The organism is Zoogloea sp. (assembly GCF_041911615.1).
GTDB lineage: Bacteria > Pseudomonadota > Gammaproteobacteria > Burkholderiales > Rhodocyclaceae > Zoogloea.
In genome coordinates this window covers 38,518-53,597 of sequence record NZ_JAYROR010000002.1, presented here as the reverse complement: position 1 = coordinate 53,597, position 15,080 = coordinate 38,518, and the positions used below count along the sequence as shown (strand labels likewise).

General features: G+C 66.9%; 13 protein-coding genes. 7 read left to right on the top strand and 6 right to left on the bottom strand.

Going from position 1 to position 15,080, the window contains the following annotated elements:
* Positions 1-5: 5 nt before the first annotated feature.
* Genes fdx through ACE3P2_RS00605 form a run of 3 tightly spaced genes read left to right on the top strand, consistent with a single transcriptional unit; the run spans position 6 to position 1,032 of the window.
* Complete coding sequence (gene fdx, locus ACE3P2_RS00615; RefSeq protein WP_374259684.1) at positions 6-347, top strand: ISC system 2Fe-2S type ferredoxin; 342 nt, start codon at positions 6-8, stop codon at positions 345-347.
* Entirely contained in the window at positions 347-541 is a 195-nt protein-coding gene (gene iscX / locus ACE3P2_RS00610) for a Fe-S cluster assembly protein IscX (protein WP_374259682.1), read from the top strand. The genes fdx and iscX overlap by 1 nt, the downstream gene beginning before the upstream one ends.
* A gap of 2 nt (positions 542-543) precedes the next feature.
* Positions 544-1,032, top strand: a complete 489-nt coding sequence (locus ACE3P2_RS00605; RefSeq protein ID WP_374259805.1) for a glutathione peroxidase — start codon at positions 544-546, stop codon at positions 1,030-1,032.
* Between the two features lie 13 nt (positions 1,033-1,045).
* Here ACE3P2_RS00605 and ACE3P2_RS00600 read toward each other — a convergent pair whose 3' ends face one another.
* The 6 genes from ACE3P2_RS00600 to dapC all read right to left on the bottom strand — a co-directional run bounded on the left by ACE3P2_RS00600 (position 1,046) and on the right by dapC (position 7,127).
* Positions 1,046-1,495: a response regulator gene (locus tag ACE3P2_RS00600; protein ID WP_374259680.1), complete on the bottom strand. Its 450-nt coding sequence runs from the start codon at positions 1,493-1,495 to the stop codon at positions 1,046-1,048.
* A gap of 138 nt (positions 1,496-1,633) precedes the next feature.
* Positions 1,634-2,575, bottom strand: a complete 942-nt coding sequence (gene prmB / locus ACE3P2_RS00595) for a 50S ribosomal protein L3 N(5)-glutamine methyltransferase (RefSeq protein ID WP_374259677.1) — start codon at positions 2,573-2,575, stop codon at positions 1,634-1,636.
* Complete coding sequence (gene dapE, locus ACE3P2_RS00590) at positions 2,572-3,714, bottom strand: succinyl-diaminopimelate desuccinylase (RefSeq protein WP_374259674.1); 1,143 nt, start codon at positions 3,712-3,714, stop codon at positions 2,572-2,574. Before dapE ends, prmB begins: the two co-directional genes overlap by 4 nt.
* Positions 3,715-3,802: 88 nt before the next feature.
* A complete protein-coding gene (locus tag ACE3P2_RS00585) occupies positions 3,803-4,975 on the bottom strand; it encodes a PilT/PilU family type 4a pilus ATPase (RefSeq protein ID WP_374259671.1) in 1,173 nt (390 codons plus the stop codon).
* Positions 4,976-5,049: 74 nt separating this feature from the next.
* Entirely contained in the window at positions 5,050-5,880 is an 831-nt protein-coding gene (gene dapD, locus ACE3P2_RS00580) for a 2,3,4,5-tetrahydropyridine-2,6-dicarboxylate N-succinyltransferase (RefSeq protein WP_374259803.1), read from the bottom strand.
* 32 nt (positions 5,881-5,912) lie between these two features.
* Entirely contained in the window at positions 5,913-7,127 is a 1,215-nt protein-coding gene (gene dapC / locus ACE3P2_RS00575) for a succinyldiaminopimelate transaminase (RefSeq protein ID WP_374259669.1), read from the bottom strand.
* Positions 7,128-7,399: 272 nt separating this feature from the next.
* Between dapC and smc the strand changes: the two genes are divergently transcribed.
* From smc to galU, 4 genes are read left to right on the top strand one after another with little or no spacing between them, the layout of a single operon-like run.
* Entirely contained in the window at positions 7,400-10,933 is a 3,534-nt protein-coding gene (smc, locus tag ACE3P2_RS00570) for a chromosome segregation protein SMC (protein ID WP_374259667.1), read from the top strand.
* Positions 10,934-10,955: 22 nt separating this feature from the next.
* Complete coding sequence (locus ACE3P2_RS00565; RefSeq protein WP_374259665.1) at positions 10,956-12,044, top strand: cell division protein ZipA C-terminal FtsZ-binding domain-containing protein; 1,089 nt, start codon at positions 10,956-10,958, stop codon at positions 12,042-12,044.
* A 12-nt stretch (positions 12,045-12,056) separates the two neighbouring features.
* Positions 12,057-14,156, top strand: coding sequence for an NAD-dependent DNA ligase LigA (gene ligA, locus ACE3P2_RS00560; RefSeq protein WP_374259663.1), 2,100 nt, complete (start codon positions 12,057-12,059; stop codon positions 14,154-14,156).
* Positions 14,156-15,043, top strand: coding sequence for a UTP--glucose-1-phosphate uridylyltransferase GalU (gene galU / locus ACE3P2_RS00555; RefSeq protein WP_374259661.1), 888 nt, complete (start codon positions 14,156-14,158; stop codon positions 15,041-15,043). Before ligA ends, galU begins: the two co-directional genes overlap by 1 nt.
* Positions 15,044-15,080: the final 37 nt, after the last annotated feature.

Sequence of the window (15,080 nt, the reverse complement as noted above, 5' to 3'; positions counted from 1 at the left end):
GAAACATGACTACCTTGATTGTGCTCCCCCACGTGGAGCTGTGCCCCGAAGGCGCCGTGCTCGAGGCCGAGCCCGGCCAGACGATCTGCGACACCTTGCTCGCCAACGGCATCGAGATCGAGCATGCCTGCGAGAAATCCTGTGCCTGCACCACCTGCCACGTCGTCGTGCGCGACGGTTTCAACAGCCTCGAGCCGGCCGAGGAGCTCGAGGAAGACCTACTCGACAAGGCCTGGGGCCTGGAGCCCACTTCGCGGCTTTCGTGTCAGGCGGTGGTGGGTTCCACGCCGCTCACCGTCGAGATTCCCAAGTACTCGATCAACATGGCCCGGGAGGGCAAGCACTGATGAAATGGACCGAGGTTCAGGAAATCGCCATCCAGCTGTCGGAAACCCGTCCCGACGTGAATCCGGAAAAGGTCAACTTTGTTGACCTGATGAGCTGGGTGATGGCGCTACCCGAGTTCGACGACGATCCGAAGCACTGCGGTGAGCGCATCCTCGAAGCCATCCAGCAGGCCTGGATCGACGAGGTGGCGTGAGCGTGACGGCGCCGGAGGGGATCCACGCCTTCACGGTGCGGGGCATCGGCGGCGAGACGATTCGTCTGGCGGACTTCGCCGGGCGGGTCGTGCTGATCGTGAATACCGCCAGCCGTTGCGGCTTTACGCCGCAATACGCTGGCCTGCAGGCGCTCCACGAGACCTACGGCAGCCGCGGGCTGGTCGTCATCGGCTGTCCGTGCAACCAATTTGGCGCACAGGAGCCCGAGGGAGAGGCAATCATCGCGGGTTTTTGCACCCGCAACTACGGCGTGAATTTCCTGCTCACCGAAAAGGTGGTTGTGAACGGGGCCACCGCCCATCCCTTGTTCCGGTATCTGCGTGAAGCCGTGCCCGGCGTGCTGGGCACCACGGCAATCAAGTGGAACTTCACCAAGTTTCTGGTGGACAAGACCGGCATTCCAGTCGGGCGCTATGCCCCGACGACATCGCCCGCCGAGCTGGCGAGCGACATCGAGGCCCTCCTGTAGCCGACGCCCCGATTCAACGGGCCGTCGGATCGGATGGTTCGTTCAGCGACAGCCAGTACAGCCCGAGCTGGCCCACGGCCTGCAGGAAACGCTCGAAATCCACCGGCTTGCGGATGTAGCTGTTGGCACCGAGCCGGTAGGCTTCGAAGATGTCCTGGTGTTCCTTCGAGGTGGTCAGGACGACCACCGGGAGGAGGGCCGTGCGTTCGTCGGCGCGGATCCGACGCAGTACCTCGAGCCCGTCGATGCGCGGCAGTTTGAGGTCGAGCAGGACAAAGGCCGGCATCACCGAGCCGTCGCGGGATGAGTACTGGCCGGTACAGAAAAGATAGTCCAGCGCTTCCACGCCGTCCCGTGCGACGACGACCTGATTCGCAATCTTGTTCTTGCTGAATGCCCGGAGCGTGAGAGCCTCGTCGTCGGGGTTGTCCTCAACGAGGAGGATGGGGCGATCGGTCGCCATAACTACTCCTTGACCTTTTTTATGGTTTTGCCTGGTTTTATTGTTTATGTCGGGGAAAAGGCGTTTTCCCCTCAGGCAAGATCATAAATACGGCAGCTAGGTAGCAGGGTTGACCGAATTCTCAAAGATGCCCCGTTTTTACAACAATTGACCGGCCTCGAGGATAAATACCTTATCGTCGCCGCTGGGAGCCGATACCCATGTAGGCGAGAGGGTCGGGAAAGCCGCGTCGACAATGGCGCGGTTGTGTCCGACCTCGATGGCAATGAGGCCGTCGGGCTGGAGGAAACGGGGGGCGTCGGCAAGGAGCTTGCGCACCAGATCGAGCCCGTCCTCGCCGGAGCCGAGGGCCAGACCCGGTTCGTGCAGATATTCCGCGGGCAGCGTTTCCATGGCCTCGCGGGTGACGTAGGGCGGGTTGCTGAGGATGAAGTCGAAACGCTGTGCCGGCACCGCCGAGAAGCCGTCGGACTTGATCAGGGTGATGCGATCCTCGAGGCCATAGGCGGCGATGTTGGCGGCCGCCACGTCGAGGGCGTCCTGGGAGATATCGACGGCGGTGATGTGGGCGTTGGGGAAGGCGTGGGCCATCAGGATGGCGAGGCAGCCGGAGCCGGTGCACATGTCCATGGCGGCGGTGACGTCTTCCGCGTCCTGGATCCACGGGGAGAAGCCGTTTTCGAGCAGCTCGGCAAAGTAGGAGCGGGGGATGATGACCCGCGGATCCACTTCGAAGCGGAAATCCCCGAGCCAGGCTTCGCCGGTGATGTAGGCGGCAGGGAGCTTGTCCACGGCGCGTTTTTCGATCACTTCGAAGATGGCTTCCCGTTCGTCGCCGGGGATGCAGGCGTCGAGGAAGGGCTCCAGCCGGTCGAGCGGCAGGGCGAGGCTGTGGAGCACCAGATAGACGGCTTCGTCGTAGGCGTCCTGCAGGCCGTGGCCGAAGAAACAGCCGGCCCGGTTGAAGCGGGTGACGGCGTAGCGCAGCCAGTCGCGCACGGTGACGAGTTCGGCCAGGGGGCCGTGCTCGTGTTCGTGGTCGTGCTCGTCGTCGAGGTGGTCGTCGTGGTGGTCGTTCATGCCTTTTCCGATCGGGTCAGCAGGTTTTCGAGGGTGCGGCGGTAGATGCCCGAGAGCGGCTCGATGGCGTCCAGCGCAATGCATTCGTTGAGCTTGTGGATGGTGGCGTTGACCGGGCCGAATTCGACGACCTGCGGGCAGATGTCGGCGATGAAGCGGCCGTCGGAGGTGCCGCCGGTGGTGGATAGCTCGGGGCTGATGCCCAGCGTGCCGCGGATGGCGTCTTCCATCGCGCTGACGAGGCTGCCGCGCGGCGTGAGGAAGGGCTTGCCGCCGAGGGTCCAGGCGAGGTCGTAGTCGAGGCCGTGGCGGTCGAGGATGGCGTGCACGCGGGCCTTGAGCTGGTCGGCGGTGTGCACCGTCGCGAAGCGGAAGTTGAACAGCACTTCGAGGGTGCCCGGAATCACGTTGGTGGCGCCGGTGCCGGCCTTGATGTTGGACATCTGCCAGGAGGTGGGCGGGAAGTACTCGTTGCCTTCGTCCCAGGTTTCGGCGGCGAGCTCGGTGAGCGCTGGCGCGGCGAGGTGGATGGGGTTCTTGGCCAGGTGCGGGTAGGCGATGTGGCCCTGCACGCCCTTGACGGTGAGCTTGCCCGACAGGCTGCCACGGCGGCCGTTCTTGATGGTGTCGCCCAGCGTGGCGGTGGAGGTGGGTTCGCCCACGATGCAGAAGTCGAGGGCTTCGCCGCGGGCGCGCAGGGTCTCGACGACGAGCGTGGTGCCGTGGGTGGCGTCGCCCTCCTCGTCGGAAGTGAGGAGCAGGGCGATGGAACCGGCGTGGTCCGGATGGGCGGCGACGAAGGCTTCGATGCCGGTGACGAAGGCGGCCAGGGACGCCTTCATGTCGGCGGCGCCGCGGCCGAAGAGCAGGCCGTCGCGCTCGGTGGGCTCGAAGGGATGGGAGGTCCAGGCGTCCAGCGGGCCGGTGGGGACGACGTCGGTGTGGCCGGCGAAGACGACCAGCGGACGGGCGGTGCCGCGGCGGGCCCACAGGTTGCTAACGCCGCCGCCGTCGATGCGCTCGCAGACGAAGCCGAGGGGGGCCAGACGGCTGGCGATGAGATCGAGGCAGCCTGCGTCTTCGGGGGTGACGGACGGGCGGGCGATGAGGTCGCGGGTGAGGTCGAGCGTGGGGTTCATGCGTTGTCTTTTTTGAGCGATGGGGCGGGCAATGCGCCCGCCGTCGCCCCGGGGCGGGGCGGACGCACGGCGGGGCGGGGGGGTGGGCTCAGTCGTCGTCGAGTTCGAGGGTGAATTCGCGGAAGGAGGAGCCGTCCGGCTGGGTGCTTTCGAAGTCGATGGCTGACTGGCCGCGGCTGGCCTTCTCGCTGCCGTTGCTGCCGAACTGGGCGTTGTTGATGAGCCACGACAGGTTGGTGGGCGAATCGGAGTTGGTCAGCGCTTCCTCGAGGGTGATGACCTTGTCTTTGTAGAGGCGGAACAGGTCCTGTTCGAACGTGCGCGAACCTTGAGCGAGGCTCTGCTCCATGGCTTCGCGGATCGCGGAGATTTCGCTGCGCTCGATGAGTTCGGCAACCTGGCGCGAGTTGAGCAGGATCTCGACGGCGGGGATGCGGCCGCCGTCGGGCTTTTTGACGAGGCGCTGGGAGGCGATGCACTTGAGCGTCGCGGCGAGGTCGAGGGCCAGCAGCGCCCGACCGTCCATCGGGAAGAAGCTGAAGATGCGGTTGAGCGCGTGGTAGGCGTTGTTGGCGTGCAGCGTAGCCAGGCACAGGTGGCCGGTCTGGGAATACGACAGGGCGGCCTGCATGGTCTCGCGGTCGCGGATCTCGCCGATCAGGATGCAGTCGGGCGCCTGGCGCATGGCGTTCTTCAGGGCGCTGTGCCAGTCGGCGGTGTCCTGGCCGATCTCGCGCTGATTGACCACCGACATCTTGTGCTTGAAGAGGTACTCGATGGGGTCTTCGATGGTCAGGATGTGGCCGGAGCGGTTCTCGTTGCGGTGGTCGATCATCGAGGCGATGGTCGTCGACTTGCCGGAGCCGGTGGCTCCCACGACGAGGATCAGCCCGCGCTTTTCCATGATGACTTCGGAGAGCACCGGCGGCAGGCCAAGGCTTTCAAGGCGCGGAATGTCGCCGGAAATATAGCGTACGACAATGGCGACGCTGTTGCGTTGCCAGAAGACGTTGACGCGGAAATTGCCCATGTCGCGCCGGCCGAAGGAGAGGTTCATCTCCCGCGTGCGCTCGAAGCGCTCGACCTGCTCGGGCGACATCATTTCGTAGGCCATGCGGTGGACCATCGTCGGGTCCATGGCCTGCTGATTGATGGGCAGCGTGTTGCCGTCGATCTTGATGTGGATCGGGGTGCCGACGGTAATGAAGATGTCCGAGGCTTTCTTCTCGGCCATCAGGGCGAATAGCTTGTCGATGATCATCGGGCAGTTCCGGACGGCAACAGGTGCGCCTCGGGGCCGCCTCAGCGCTAACTGAGGGCGGCCCGGAAGCGGGGTCAGTCGCGCAGCAGTTCGTTGATGCTGGTCTTGGCGCGGGTTTGCGCGTCGACCTTCTTGACGATCACGGCGCAGTACAGGCTGTACTTGCCGTCGGCGGAGGGCAGGTTGCCGCTCACCACGACGGAGCCGGCGGGTACGCGGCCGTAGATGACTTCGCCGGTGGCGCGGTCGTAGATCTTGGTGCTCTGGCCGATGTAGACGCCCATCGAGATCACGCAGTTGTCTTCGACGATGACGCCTTCGACCACTTCGGAGCGAGCGCCGATGAAGCAGTTGTCGCCGATGATGGTCGGATTGGCCTGCAGCGGCTCGAGGACGCCACCGATGCCGACGCCGCCGGACAGGTGCACGTTCTTGCCGATCTGGGCACAGGAGCCGACGGTGGCCCAGGTGTCGACCATCGTGCCTTCGCCGACGTAGGCGCCGATGTTCACGTAGGACGGCATCAGCACCACGCCCTTGCCGATGAAGCTGCCCTTGCGGGCGACGGCGTTGGGCACCACGCGGAAACCGCCGGCCTGGAAGTCGGCGTCGGTGTAGTTGTCGAACTTGGTCGGCACCTTGTCGAAATAGCGGGCTTCACCGCCGGAGATGCTCTTGTTGTCGTGGGTGCGGAAATACAGCAGCACGGCCTTCTTGATCCACTGGTGGGTGACCCACTCGCCGTTGATCTTTTCGGCGACGCGCAGCTTGCCCTGGTCGAGCTCGTCGATCACGTGCTCGATGGCGCGCAACTGCTCGCTCGACACGCTGGTGGCGGACAGGTCGGCGCGGCGCTCCCACAGGTCTTCGATGATGGAGGCAAAGGGATTTTCGTGGTGGGGCATGATGTGCAGATGATTGGGGTTGAGGTTGTGGGTCATGACTGCTCGGAAAGTTGTTGGGCGAAGGCGACGATGCGCTGGGCCGCCTCGACGCACTCTGCCAGGTCCGCAACGAGCGCGATGCGCACGAAGCCGGCGCCGGGGTTGGTGCCGTGGGCTTCGCGGGCAAGAAAGCTGCCGGGCAGAACCGTCACATTATATTCAGCCTGCAGCCGGCGGGCGAACTCGGTGTCGGACAGGCCGAGGCGGGTAACGTTCGCCCACAGGTAGAAGCCGGCGTCGGGCAGCGCCACGTCGAGGCAGGCCTCGAGCATCGGCGTGATAACGGCGAATTTCTCGCGATATTGACGACGGTTCTCGGCGACGTGGGCCTCGTCGTTCCAGGCGGCGGCGGAGGCGGCCTGCACCGACGGGCTCATGGCGCAGCCGTGGTAGGTGCGGTAGAGCAGGAAGCGCTTCAGGATCGCGGCATCGCCGGCGACGAAGCCGGAGCGCATGCCCGGCACGTTGGAGCGCTTCGAGAGGCTGGAGAACATGACCACATTGCGGAAGTCGGTGCGGCCGAGGCGATGGGCGGCCTCGAGCCCGCCGATCGGAAGCTGGGCGTCGTCGAAGTAGATTTCGGAATAGCACTCGTCGGCGGCGATCACGAAGCCGTAGCGGTCGGACAGTTCGAAGAGCTTCTTCCATTCGTCGAGGCTCAGCACCTTGCCGGTGGGGTTGCCGGGTGAGCAGACGAAGACCAGCTGGACGCGCTGCCAGACGGATTCGGGGACACCGTCGAAGTCGGAGGCGAAGCGGTCGGCCGGCAGGTTGTTGACGAAGTAAGGCTGGGCGCCGGCCAGGTAGGCCGCGCCTTCGTAGATCTGGTAGAACGGGTTGGGGCTGAGCACCAGGGCGTCGGGGCGGCTGCCGTCGATGACGCACTGGGCGAAGGCGAAGAGCGCCTCGCGGGAGCCATTCACCGGCAGCACCTGGGTGGCGGCGTCAACCTTGGGCAGCCCGTAGCGGCGTTCCAGCCAGCCGGCGATGGACTGGCGCAGGGCGTCGGAACCCTGGGTGGTCGGGTAATTGGCGAGGCCGCCGAGGTTGTCCACCAGAGCCTGCTTGATGAAGGCCGGGGTGGCGTGCTGGGGCTCGCCGATGGACAGGCGAATTGCCGAATAGCCGGCGGGCGGCGCGATGCCTTCGAAGAGCGCGCGCAGTTTTTCGAAGGGGTAAGGGTGGAGATCCTGGAGGTGCGGGTTCACGTTCGGGGGGTTTCCTGTATTCGTCCTGGATGTTGCCCGGCGAGGGCCGTTTGGGTCGGGGCGCGCGCCCGCTTCGGCGCGTCGAATCGATCAGCGTCGGCGAGGGTGGAACAAGCCCCTGGCCTGAACTGGGTCCAGTGTTATTATAGCGTCCGCCGCTTATGCGGCAGTGCAGCATGGCGGTTGCGGGGCAGGCGTTTTCGCCGTGTCCCGCGTGGGTTCGTCATGGTGTCTGCCGTCGGTAATTTCCGTTTTTCGCCAGCATTTTCCAAATGCGTCTCGCCAAACTCAAGCTCGCCGGATTCAAGACCTTCGTCGACCCGACGACCGTGCTGACGCCCGGCAATCTGGTCGGCGTGGTGGGGCCGAACGGTTGCGGCAAATCGAACATCATCGACGCCGTGCGCTGGGTGCTGGGCGAGTCGCGGGCGTCGGCGCTGCGCGGCGGCTCGATGCTGGACGTGATCTTCAACGGTTCGACCACCCGCAAGCCGGTGTCGCGGGCCAGCGTCGAGCTGGTCTTCGACAATGCCGAAGGGCGCGCGGCCGGGCAGTGGAAGCCCTACGCAGAAGTGGCGGTGAAGCGCGTGCTCGACCGCAGCGGCGAGTCCACGTATTTCATCAACGGCATGCAGGTTCGCCGCAAGGACGTGATCGACCTGTTCCTCGGAACCGGCCTCGGGCCGCGGGCCTACGCGATCATCGAGCAGGGCATGATCTCGCGGATCATCGAGGCCAAGCCGGAGGAGGTGCGGGGTTTCCTGGAAGAGGCCGCCGGCGTGACCAAGTATCGCGAGCGGCGCAAAGAGACCGAGGGACGCCTGTCGGATGCCCGGGACAACCTGGCCCGCCTCGAGGACATTCGCAACGAGCTTGGGCAGCAGCTCGGCAAGCTGGAGCAGCAGGCCGCCGTCGCCGAGCGCTACCGTCAGCTCAACGCCAGCCTGGCGGAACGTCAGAACCTGCTGTGGCTCCTGAAGCGCAACGAGGCGCGGGCCGAGCGGTCACGCCTCGCCGACGAGCTGGCCGACGCAACGCGCCGCATCGAGGCCGACTCGGCGCGTTTGCTTGAGCTGGAGAGCCAGCTCGAGACCGCCCGCGAAGCCCAGTTCGCGGCCAACGAGGGCGTGCAGCAGGCCCAGGGCGCGCTGTTTTCGGTGAGTTCCGAGCTCACCCGCCTGGAGGGTGAGCTGGCGCGCCTGCGGGACAGCCGGCGCATCCTCGAGAGCCGTCTGGCCCAGCTCGAACGGGATGACGCCCAGTGGCGCGCGCAGCTCGAGAATCTCGGTGCCGACAGCGAGCGCTGGCAGGGCCTGCTGGAAAACGCCGCGCTGCGGGCCGAGCAGGCCGAGGCGCGCCACGCGGAGGTGGGCGAGCGCCTGCCCGAGGCGGAGGAGGCGCTGCAGAGCGCCGACGCCACCGCCGCCGCGATTCGTCGCGAGCTCAATCAGGCCGAACAGCAGATTCGCGTCGAGGAGGCTCACCGGGTCAGCAGCGAACGCACCCTCGACACCCTCGGTCAGCGCCGCGCGCGCCTGCAGCAGGAGCAGTCCGCGGTGCAGGCCCCCGACCTGCGCCTGCTGGCCGAACGCGAGGCCGCGCTGGCCGAGCTCGACGACACCCTGGCCCGGCGTCAGGCCGACATCGCCGATGCCCAGGCCCAGCTGCCGGCGGCCCAGCTCGCCCTCAAGCAGGCGCTCGAAACCGAACGCCAGGCCCAGCGCCACGCCACCGAACTGCGGGCGCGTCGCGAGGCGCTGGTGCAGTTGCAGAACAAGGTGCAGGTCCAGGGCCAGCTAGGCGATTGGCTCAAGCGTCACAAGCTCGACGCCCTCAAGCCGCTGTGGCAGCGCATTCGCGTGGAGGCGGGCTGGGAGCTGGCGCTCGAGGCCGTGCTGCGCGAGCGTCTCGCCGCCTTGCCGGCGGCAGACGGGCGCGCCGCGCTGGCCGCTTTGGGCGACCGGGTGCCCGGCGCCTTTGCCTTCATGCTCGAAGGGGCGGGCGGCGAGGACGGCGCGGGCGATGGCCCCGCGGCGCCCGCCGGCACGGTGCCGCTGCGCGACAAGATCGGCGCCGACGATGCGCTGGCGGACGTGCTGTCGGTGTGGTTGCGCGGGGTGTTCGTCGCCGACGATCTGGGCGGCTGGATCGAGCGCCGCGCCACCCTGGCGGCGGGCGTCACGCTGGTCGCGCGGAACGGGCTGCTGCTCGGCCGCCATGCGCTGATCCACTACGCGCCGGATTCGCGCACCCACGGCGTCATCGAACGTCAGCGCGAGATCGACCAGCTCGCCGCGGAAGTCGAGTCCGCGCAGGATGAGGCGGCGATGGCGCGCGAATCGGTGGGCGAGGGCGAGGCCCTGGCGAGCCGCCTGCAGGAGGCGCTGGCCAGCCTGCGTCGGGATGCCCAGGCCTTGCAGGCCCGCGTTCATGCCGAGCAGGTCGAGGTACTCAAGCTCAACCAGGCGCAGGTGCGCTACGAGGAGCGCTGTGGTCAGATCGACCGCGATCTGGGCGAGATCGAGCACGCCGAGCAGGCCGAACGCGATCGCCTGATGCGCGCCGAAACCGAACTCGAACGCAGTCGCGAACTGGCCGAGCTGCAGCGTGGCCGGCTCGATGCCGCCGAGGCCGTCCGCCGCGAGCGTGAGAGCAGCCTGCGCGAGACGCGCGCCCTCGAGTCGGCGCTGGCCCGCGAATTGCAGGAGGCCCGCCATGCCGAGCGCGAGTGCGCCAGCAAGCTCGACGACATCGCCCGCAACCGCGCGCTGGCCGGCGAGCAGCTCGAACGCATCGCCGAGGAGCTGACGGAGCGGCGCGAATCGTTGATGGAGATCGACGAAGCCTCGGTGGAGACCGCGTTGCAGGATGCGGTGGCGCAGCGCGCCGCGCGGGAGACCGCGCTGGCGGCGAGCCGCAATACGCTGGAGGGCGCCAACGGTCTGCTGCGCGGGCTGGAGGAGGATCGCCAGCGCACCGAGCACGCCGCGGCGCCCCAGCGGGACCGGGTCGCGGATCTTCGCCTGCGCGTGCAGGCCGCCGAAATGGCGGAGGCCCAGCATGCCGCCCGCCTCGACGAGGCTCAGGCCGACGAAGCCGCGTTGGCGCCGCTGCTGGTGCCAGAGCTGAAGGAGGGCTCGCTGCAGCGCGAGGTCGGGCGCCTCGGTCGCGAGATCGCCGAGCTGGGGCCGGTGAATCTGGCGGCGCTCGATGAGCTGAAAGCCGCTTCGGAGCGGAAGAATTACCTCGACGTGCAGACCGAAGACCTGCTAAGCGCCATCGAAACCCTCGAAGATGCGATCCGCCGGATCGATCGCGAGACGCGAGAGCAGCTTCAGGAGACGTACAATACTGTTAATCACCATTTCGGGAACCTGTTCCCGATGCTCTTCGGAGGCGGTGAGGCGCGGCTGGTGCTCACCGGCGACGAGATCCTCGATGCGGGTATCTCGATCGTCGCCCAGCCGCCCGGCAAGAAGAACAGTTCCATCCAGCTTCTTTCGGGGGGCGAGAAGGCGCTGACGGCGATTGCGCTGGTGTTCTCGATGTTCCAGCTCAACCCGGCGCCGTTCTGCATGCTGGATGAAGTGGATGCGCCGCTCGACGATTCGAACACCGAGCGCTATTGCCAGATGGTCAAGCGCATGTCGTCGCAGACCCAGTTCGTGTTCATCAGTCACAGCAAGATCACGATGGAGATCGCGCAGCAGCTGGTGGGGGTCACGATGCAGGAGCAAGGTGTGTCGCGGGTGGTTGAAGTGGATATTGAAGAAGCGTTGCGGCTGGCCGAGACGGTTGCGGCCTGACGCGGGGAAACAAGGGAATTCGATGGCAATCAGTGAATTGCAGATGGGTCTGATCGGTGCCGGCGGCGTTGTCGTGGTCGGTATCTTTGCGTTCAACAAGTGGCAGGAGCGCAAGCACCGCAAGGAGACGGATGCGCTCGCCAGCCTGGAGCCCCTCGGCGAGGATTCGCCGGGCCGCGCGTCGGTGGATCGCCTCGAGCCGGTGATCGGCGGCGAGGCGCCGGTCCGGTCCCAGCCGACGGCCCAGGAGGTCAAGGACGCCAGCGCCCGCCGCGTGCCGCCGCTGCTGCCCCCCGAACTCGACGAGCGGGCCGACTGGGTGGTGCGCATCGAAGCCATCGAGCCGGTGGTGGGCGGTCGCCTCTGGCAGGCCGCCGCCCAGCAGTTCGACGGCGTCGCCAAGCCGCTGCGCTGGTTCGGCTTCTCGGATTCCAGCAATCGCTGGGATCTGCTCACCGCGAATAGTGCCGGTACTTACCACTGGGTGTGCGCCGCGCTGCAACTGGTGGATCGCCGCGGTGCGGCGTCGGAGGCCGATCTGGCCTGGCTCGGCGCCGGGCTGCAGCGCATGTGCGACCTGTTCATGGCGATCCCGTCGCTGCCGGCCTCGGGCGAGGCACTCGGGCGCGCGGCCGAGCTCGATCGCCTGTGTGCCGGCGTGGACATCCAGATCGGCGTCAACGTGGTGGCGCGCGACCAAGGCTTCGCCGGCACCAAGCTGCGTGGCCTGGCGGAAGCCGCGGGCCTCGAATTGCTCGGCGACGGGTGCTTTCACGCCCGCGACGAAGCCGGCGTGAGCCAGTTCGTGCTGTCCAACCTCGAGCCGGCGTTGTTCGTCGCCGAAGACATGCGCGGCCTGGTCACCAAGGGTGTCACCCTGACCCTCGACGTACCCCGCGTGGCCGACGGCGTGCGGGTTTTCGAGCGCATGATGGCCTTTGCCCAGCAGCTGGCCGATGCGCTCGGCGGTGCGGTGGTGGACGACAACCGCTCGCCGTTCGGCGACAAGGCCGTGGGGCTGATTCGCGCCCAGATCGAGCAGTTCCAGGGGCAGATGTCCGAGCAGGGCATCGCGCCGGGCTCGCCGCTGGCGCTGCGCCTGTTCTCCTGAGCGGGCTGTCGCATGGCAGCAAGTTCCGATATCCGCGTGCGGGTCGATGCCCTGCGCGCGGAGCTAGCGCGGCACGACCACGCCTATTACGTCCTCAATGCGCCCAGCGTCCCGGACGCCGAGTACGACCGCCTGTTCCGCGAACTCCAGTCGCTGGAAGCCGATCATCCCGAACTCGTCACGCCCGATTCGCCCACCCAGCGGGTCAGCGGCGCGCCTTCGCCCGAGCTCGCCGCCGTGCATCACGCGGTGCCGATGCTGTCGATCCGCACTGAAACCGATACCACCGAGCAGGGCGCGATGGCCTTCGATGCCCGCGTGCGCCGTGCCTTGGGGCTCGACGACGACGCGCCGCCGGTGGGTTACGCCGCCGAGCTGAAGTTCGACGGTCTGGCGATCAGCCTGCGCTACGAAGCCGGCCTGCTGGTGCTGGCGGCGACCCGTGGCGACGGTAATACCGGCGAGGATGTCACCCGCAACGTGCGAACCCTGCGCCAGATTCCGCTGCGGCTCGTCGGCGAGGCGCCGCCGGTGCTGGAGGTGCGCGGTGAGATCTACATGCGCCGCGACGATTTCGCGCGCCTCAACGCAGCGCAGGAAGCCGCTGGCCAGAAGCTGTTCGTCAATCCGCGCAACGCCGCGGCCGGCAGCCTGCGCCAGCTCGACCCGAACATCACCGCTCAGCGCCCGCTGTCCTTCTTCGCTTACGGGCTGGGCGAGGTGCAGGGCTGGGCGATGCCCGACAGCCACAGCGGCATCCTCGATGCGCTGGCGGCGTTCGGGCTGCCGGTATGCGCCCATCGCACGCGAGTCGAGGGCCCCGCGGGCCTGGCACGTTTTCATGCCGACATGGCGGGGCTGCGTGAGACGCTGCCGTTTGACATCGACGGCGTGGTGTACAAGGTCGATGCCATCGCGCGGCAGCTCGAACTGGGCTTCGTGTCCCGCGAGCCCCGCTGGGCGGTTGCCCACAAGTATCCGGCCCAGGAGGTCGCGACGCGGCTGCTCGGCATCGACGTGCAGGTGGGACGCACGGGGGCGATCACGCCGGTGGCGCGGCTCGAACCGGTTTTCGTCGGCGGTGTGACGGTCACCAACGCGACGCTGCACAACCAGGGCGAGATCGACCGCAAGGATGTGCGGATCGGCGACTGGGTGGTGGTGCGCCGGGCTGGCGACGTGATCCCCGAGGTGGTCGGCCCCATCCTCGAGCGCCGCGAAGGCGAGCCGCCGCGCTTCGACTTGCTGGCTGCCATCGACCACCAGTGCCCTGAGTGCGGTTCCCACGTGGTTCGCGGCGAGGATGAAGCCGTCGCGCGATGCACCGGCGGACTGTTCTGTCCGGCCCAGTGCAAGCAGGCGCTGCGGCATTTTGCCAGCCGTCGGGCGGTGGATATCGACGGGCTCGGCGAGCAGATCGTCAATCAGCTCGTTGCCGCCGGCATCGTCAGGACGCCGGCCGATCTCTTCGACGCCACGCGAGTGAATGCCACGTTGCTGGCGGGGCTTGAGCGCATGGGCGAAAAGTCCGCCGCCAACCTGGTGGCGGCCATCGACAAGAGTCGCGACACGACGCTGGCGCGTTTCATCTTCGCGCTGGGCATCCGCAATGTCGGCGAGACCACCGCCAAGGATCTGGCGCGGCATTTCGGCAAGCTGGACAACCTGCTTGCCGCCGACGAGGCTGCGCTGTTGCAGGTGCCCGATGTGGGGCCGATCGTGGCGAAATCGATCATCGCGTTTCTTGACGAGGCCCATAACCGCGAGGTGATCGAGCGGCTGCGCGCGGCGATGCGCTGGGCGGAATCCGAACCCGCTGCCCGCCCCGCCGAGGGTGTGCTGGCCGGCAAGACCTTCGTGCTCACCGGTACGCTGCCCACGCTGCGGCGCGACGAAGCCGCGGCGATGATCGAGGCCGTGGGGGGCAAAGTGGCCGGTTCGGTGTCGAAGAAGACCGATTACGTGGTCGCGGGCAGCGATGCCGGCAGCAAGCTCGACAAGGCGCAGCAGCTCGGTGTGACGGTTCTTGACGAGGAAGGTTTGCGCAGTCTGCTGCGCTCGGTGGATACTCCGCCCGCCGATGGCCAGGCTGAACTGTTTGGAGACAATTGATGAAGAAAGTTACGAAGGCGGTCTTTCCTGTTGCGGGTCTGGGTAGCCGTTTCCTGCCGGCGACCAAGGCGAGCCCGAAGGAGATGATGCCGATCGTCGACAAGCCGCTGATCCAGTACGCGGTCGAGGAGGCCGTGGCGGCCGGCGTGACTGACCTGGTGTTCATCACCGGTCGCTCGAAGCGCGCCATCGAGGATCATTTCGACAAGGCTTACGAACTCGAGACCGAACTCGAGATGCGCGGCAAGGCCGAGCTGCTGAAGATCGTCCGCGACACCGTGCCGTCTCACGTCAATTGCATCTACATCCGTCAGCCCGAGGCGCTGGGGCTGGGCCACGCGGTGCTGTGCGCCGCGCCAGTGGTGGGCGACGAGCCTTTTGCGGTGCTGCTGGCCGACGATCTGCTGGACGGGCAGGAGGAGCTGCCGGTGATGCGCCAGATGGTCGATGTCTACAACTACAACCGTTGTTCCGTGCTCGGCGTGATGAACGTCAGCCGGGAGCAGACCAAACAGTACGGGATCGTCAGCACCGAGCGCGATACCGGCGAGATCCAGCGCGTGACCGGTATCGTCGAGAAGCCGAAGCCCGAGGAGGCACCGTCCACCCAGGCGGTGATCGGGCGTTACATCCTCACTGGCCGCATTTTCGAGCACCTGCGCCAGTTGAAGCCGGGGGCAGGGGGCGAGTTGCAGCTCACCGATGCGATCGCTTCGCTACTCCAGGAAGAAGCGGTGCTGGCTTACCAGTTCAAGGGCGTGCGTTACGACTGCGGTTCCAAGCTGGGCTACCTGCAGGCCACCGTCGAGCTGGGGCTGAAGCACCCGGAGGTCGGCACCGAGTTCGCGGCCTTCCTGGCGAGCCGGGGAAGCGCGACGGCGGAGTGAGCCGTTCGCGAGCATGAAAAAAGCGGCCATCTGGCCG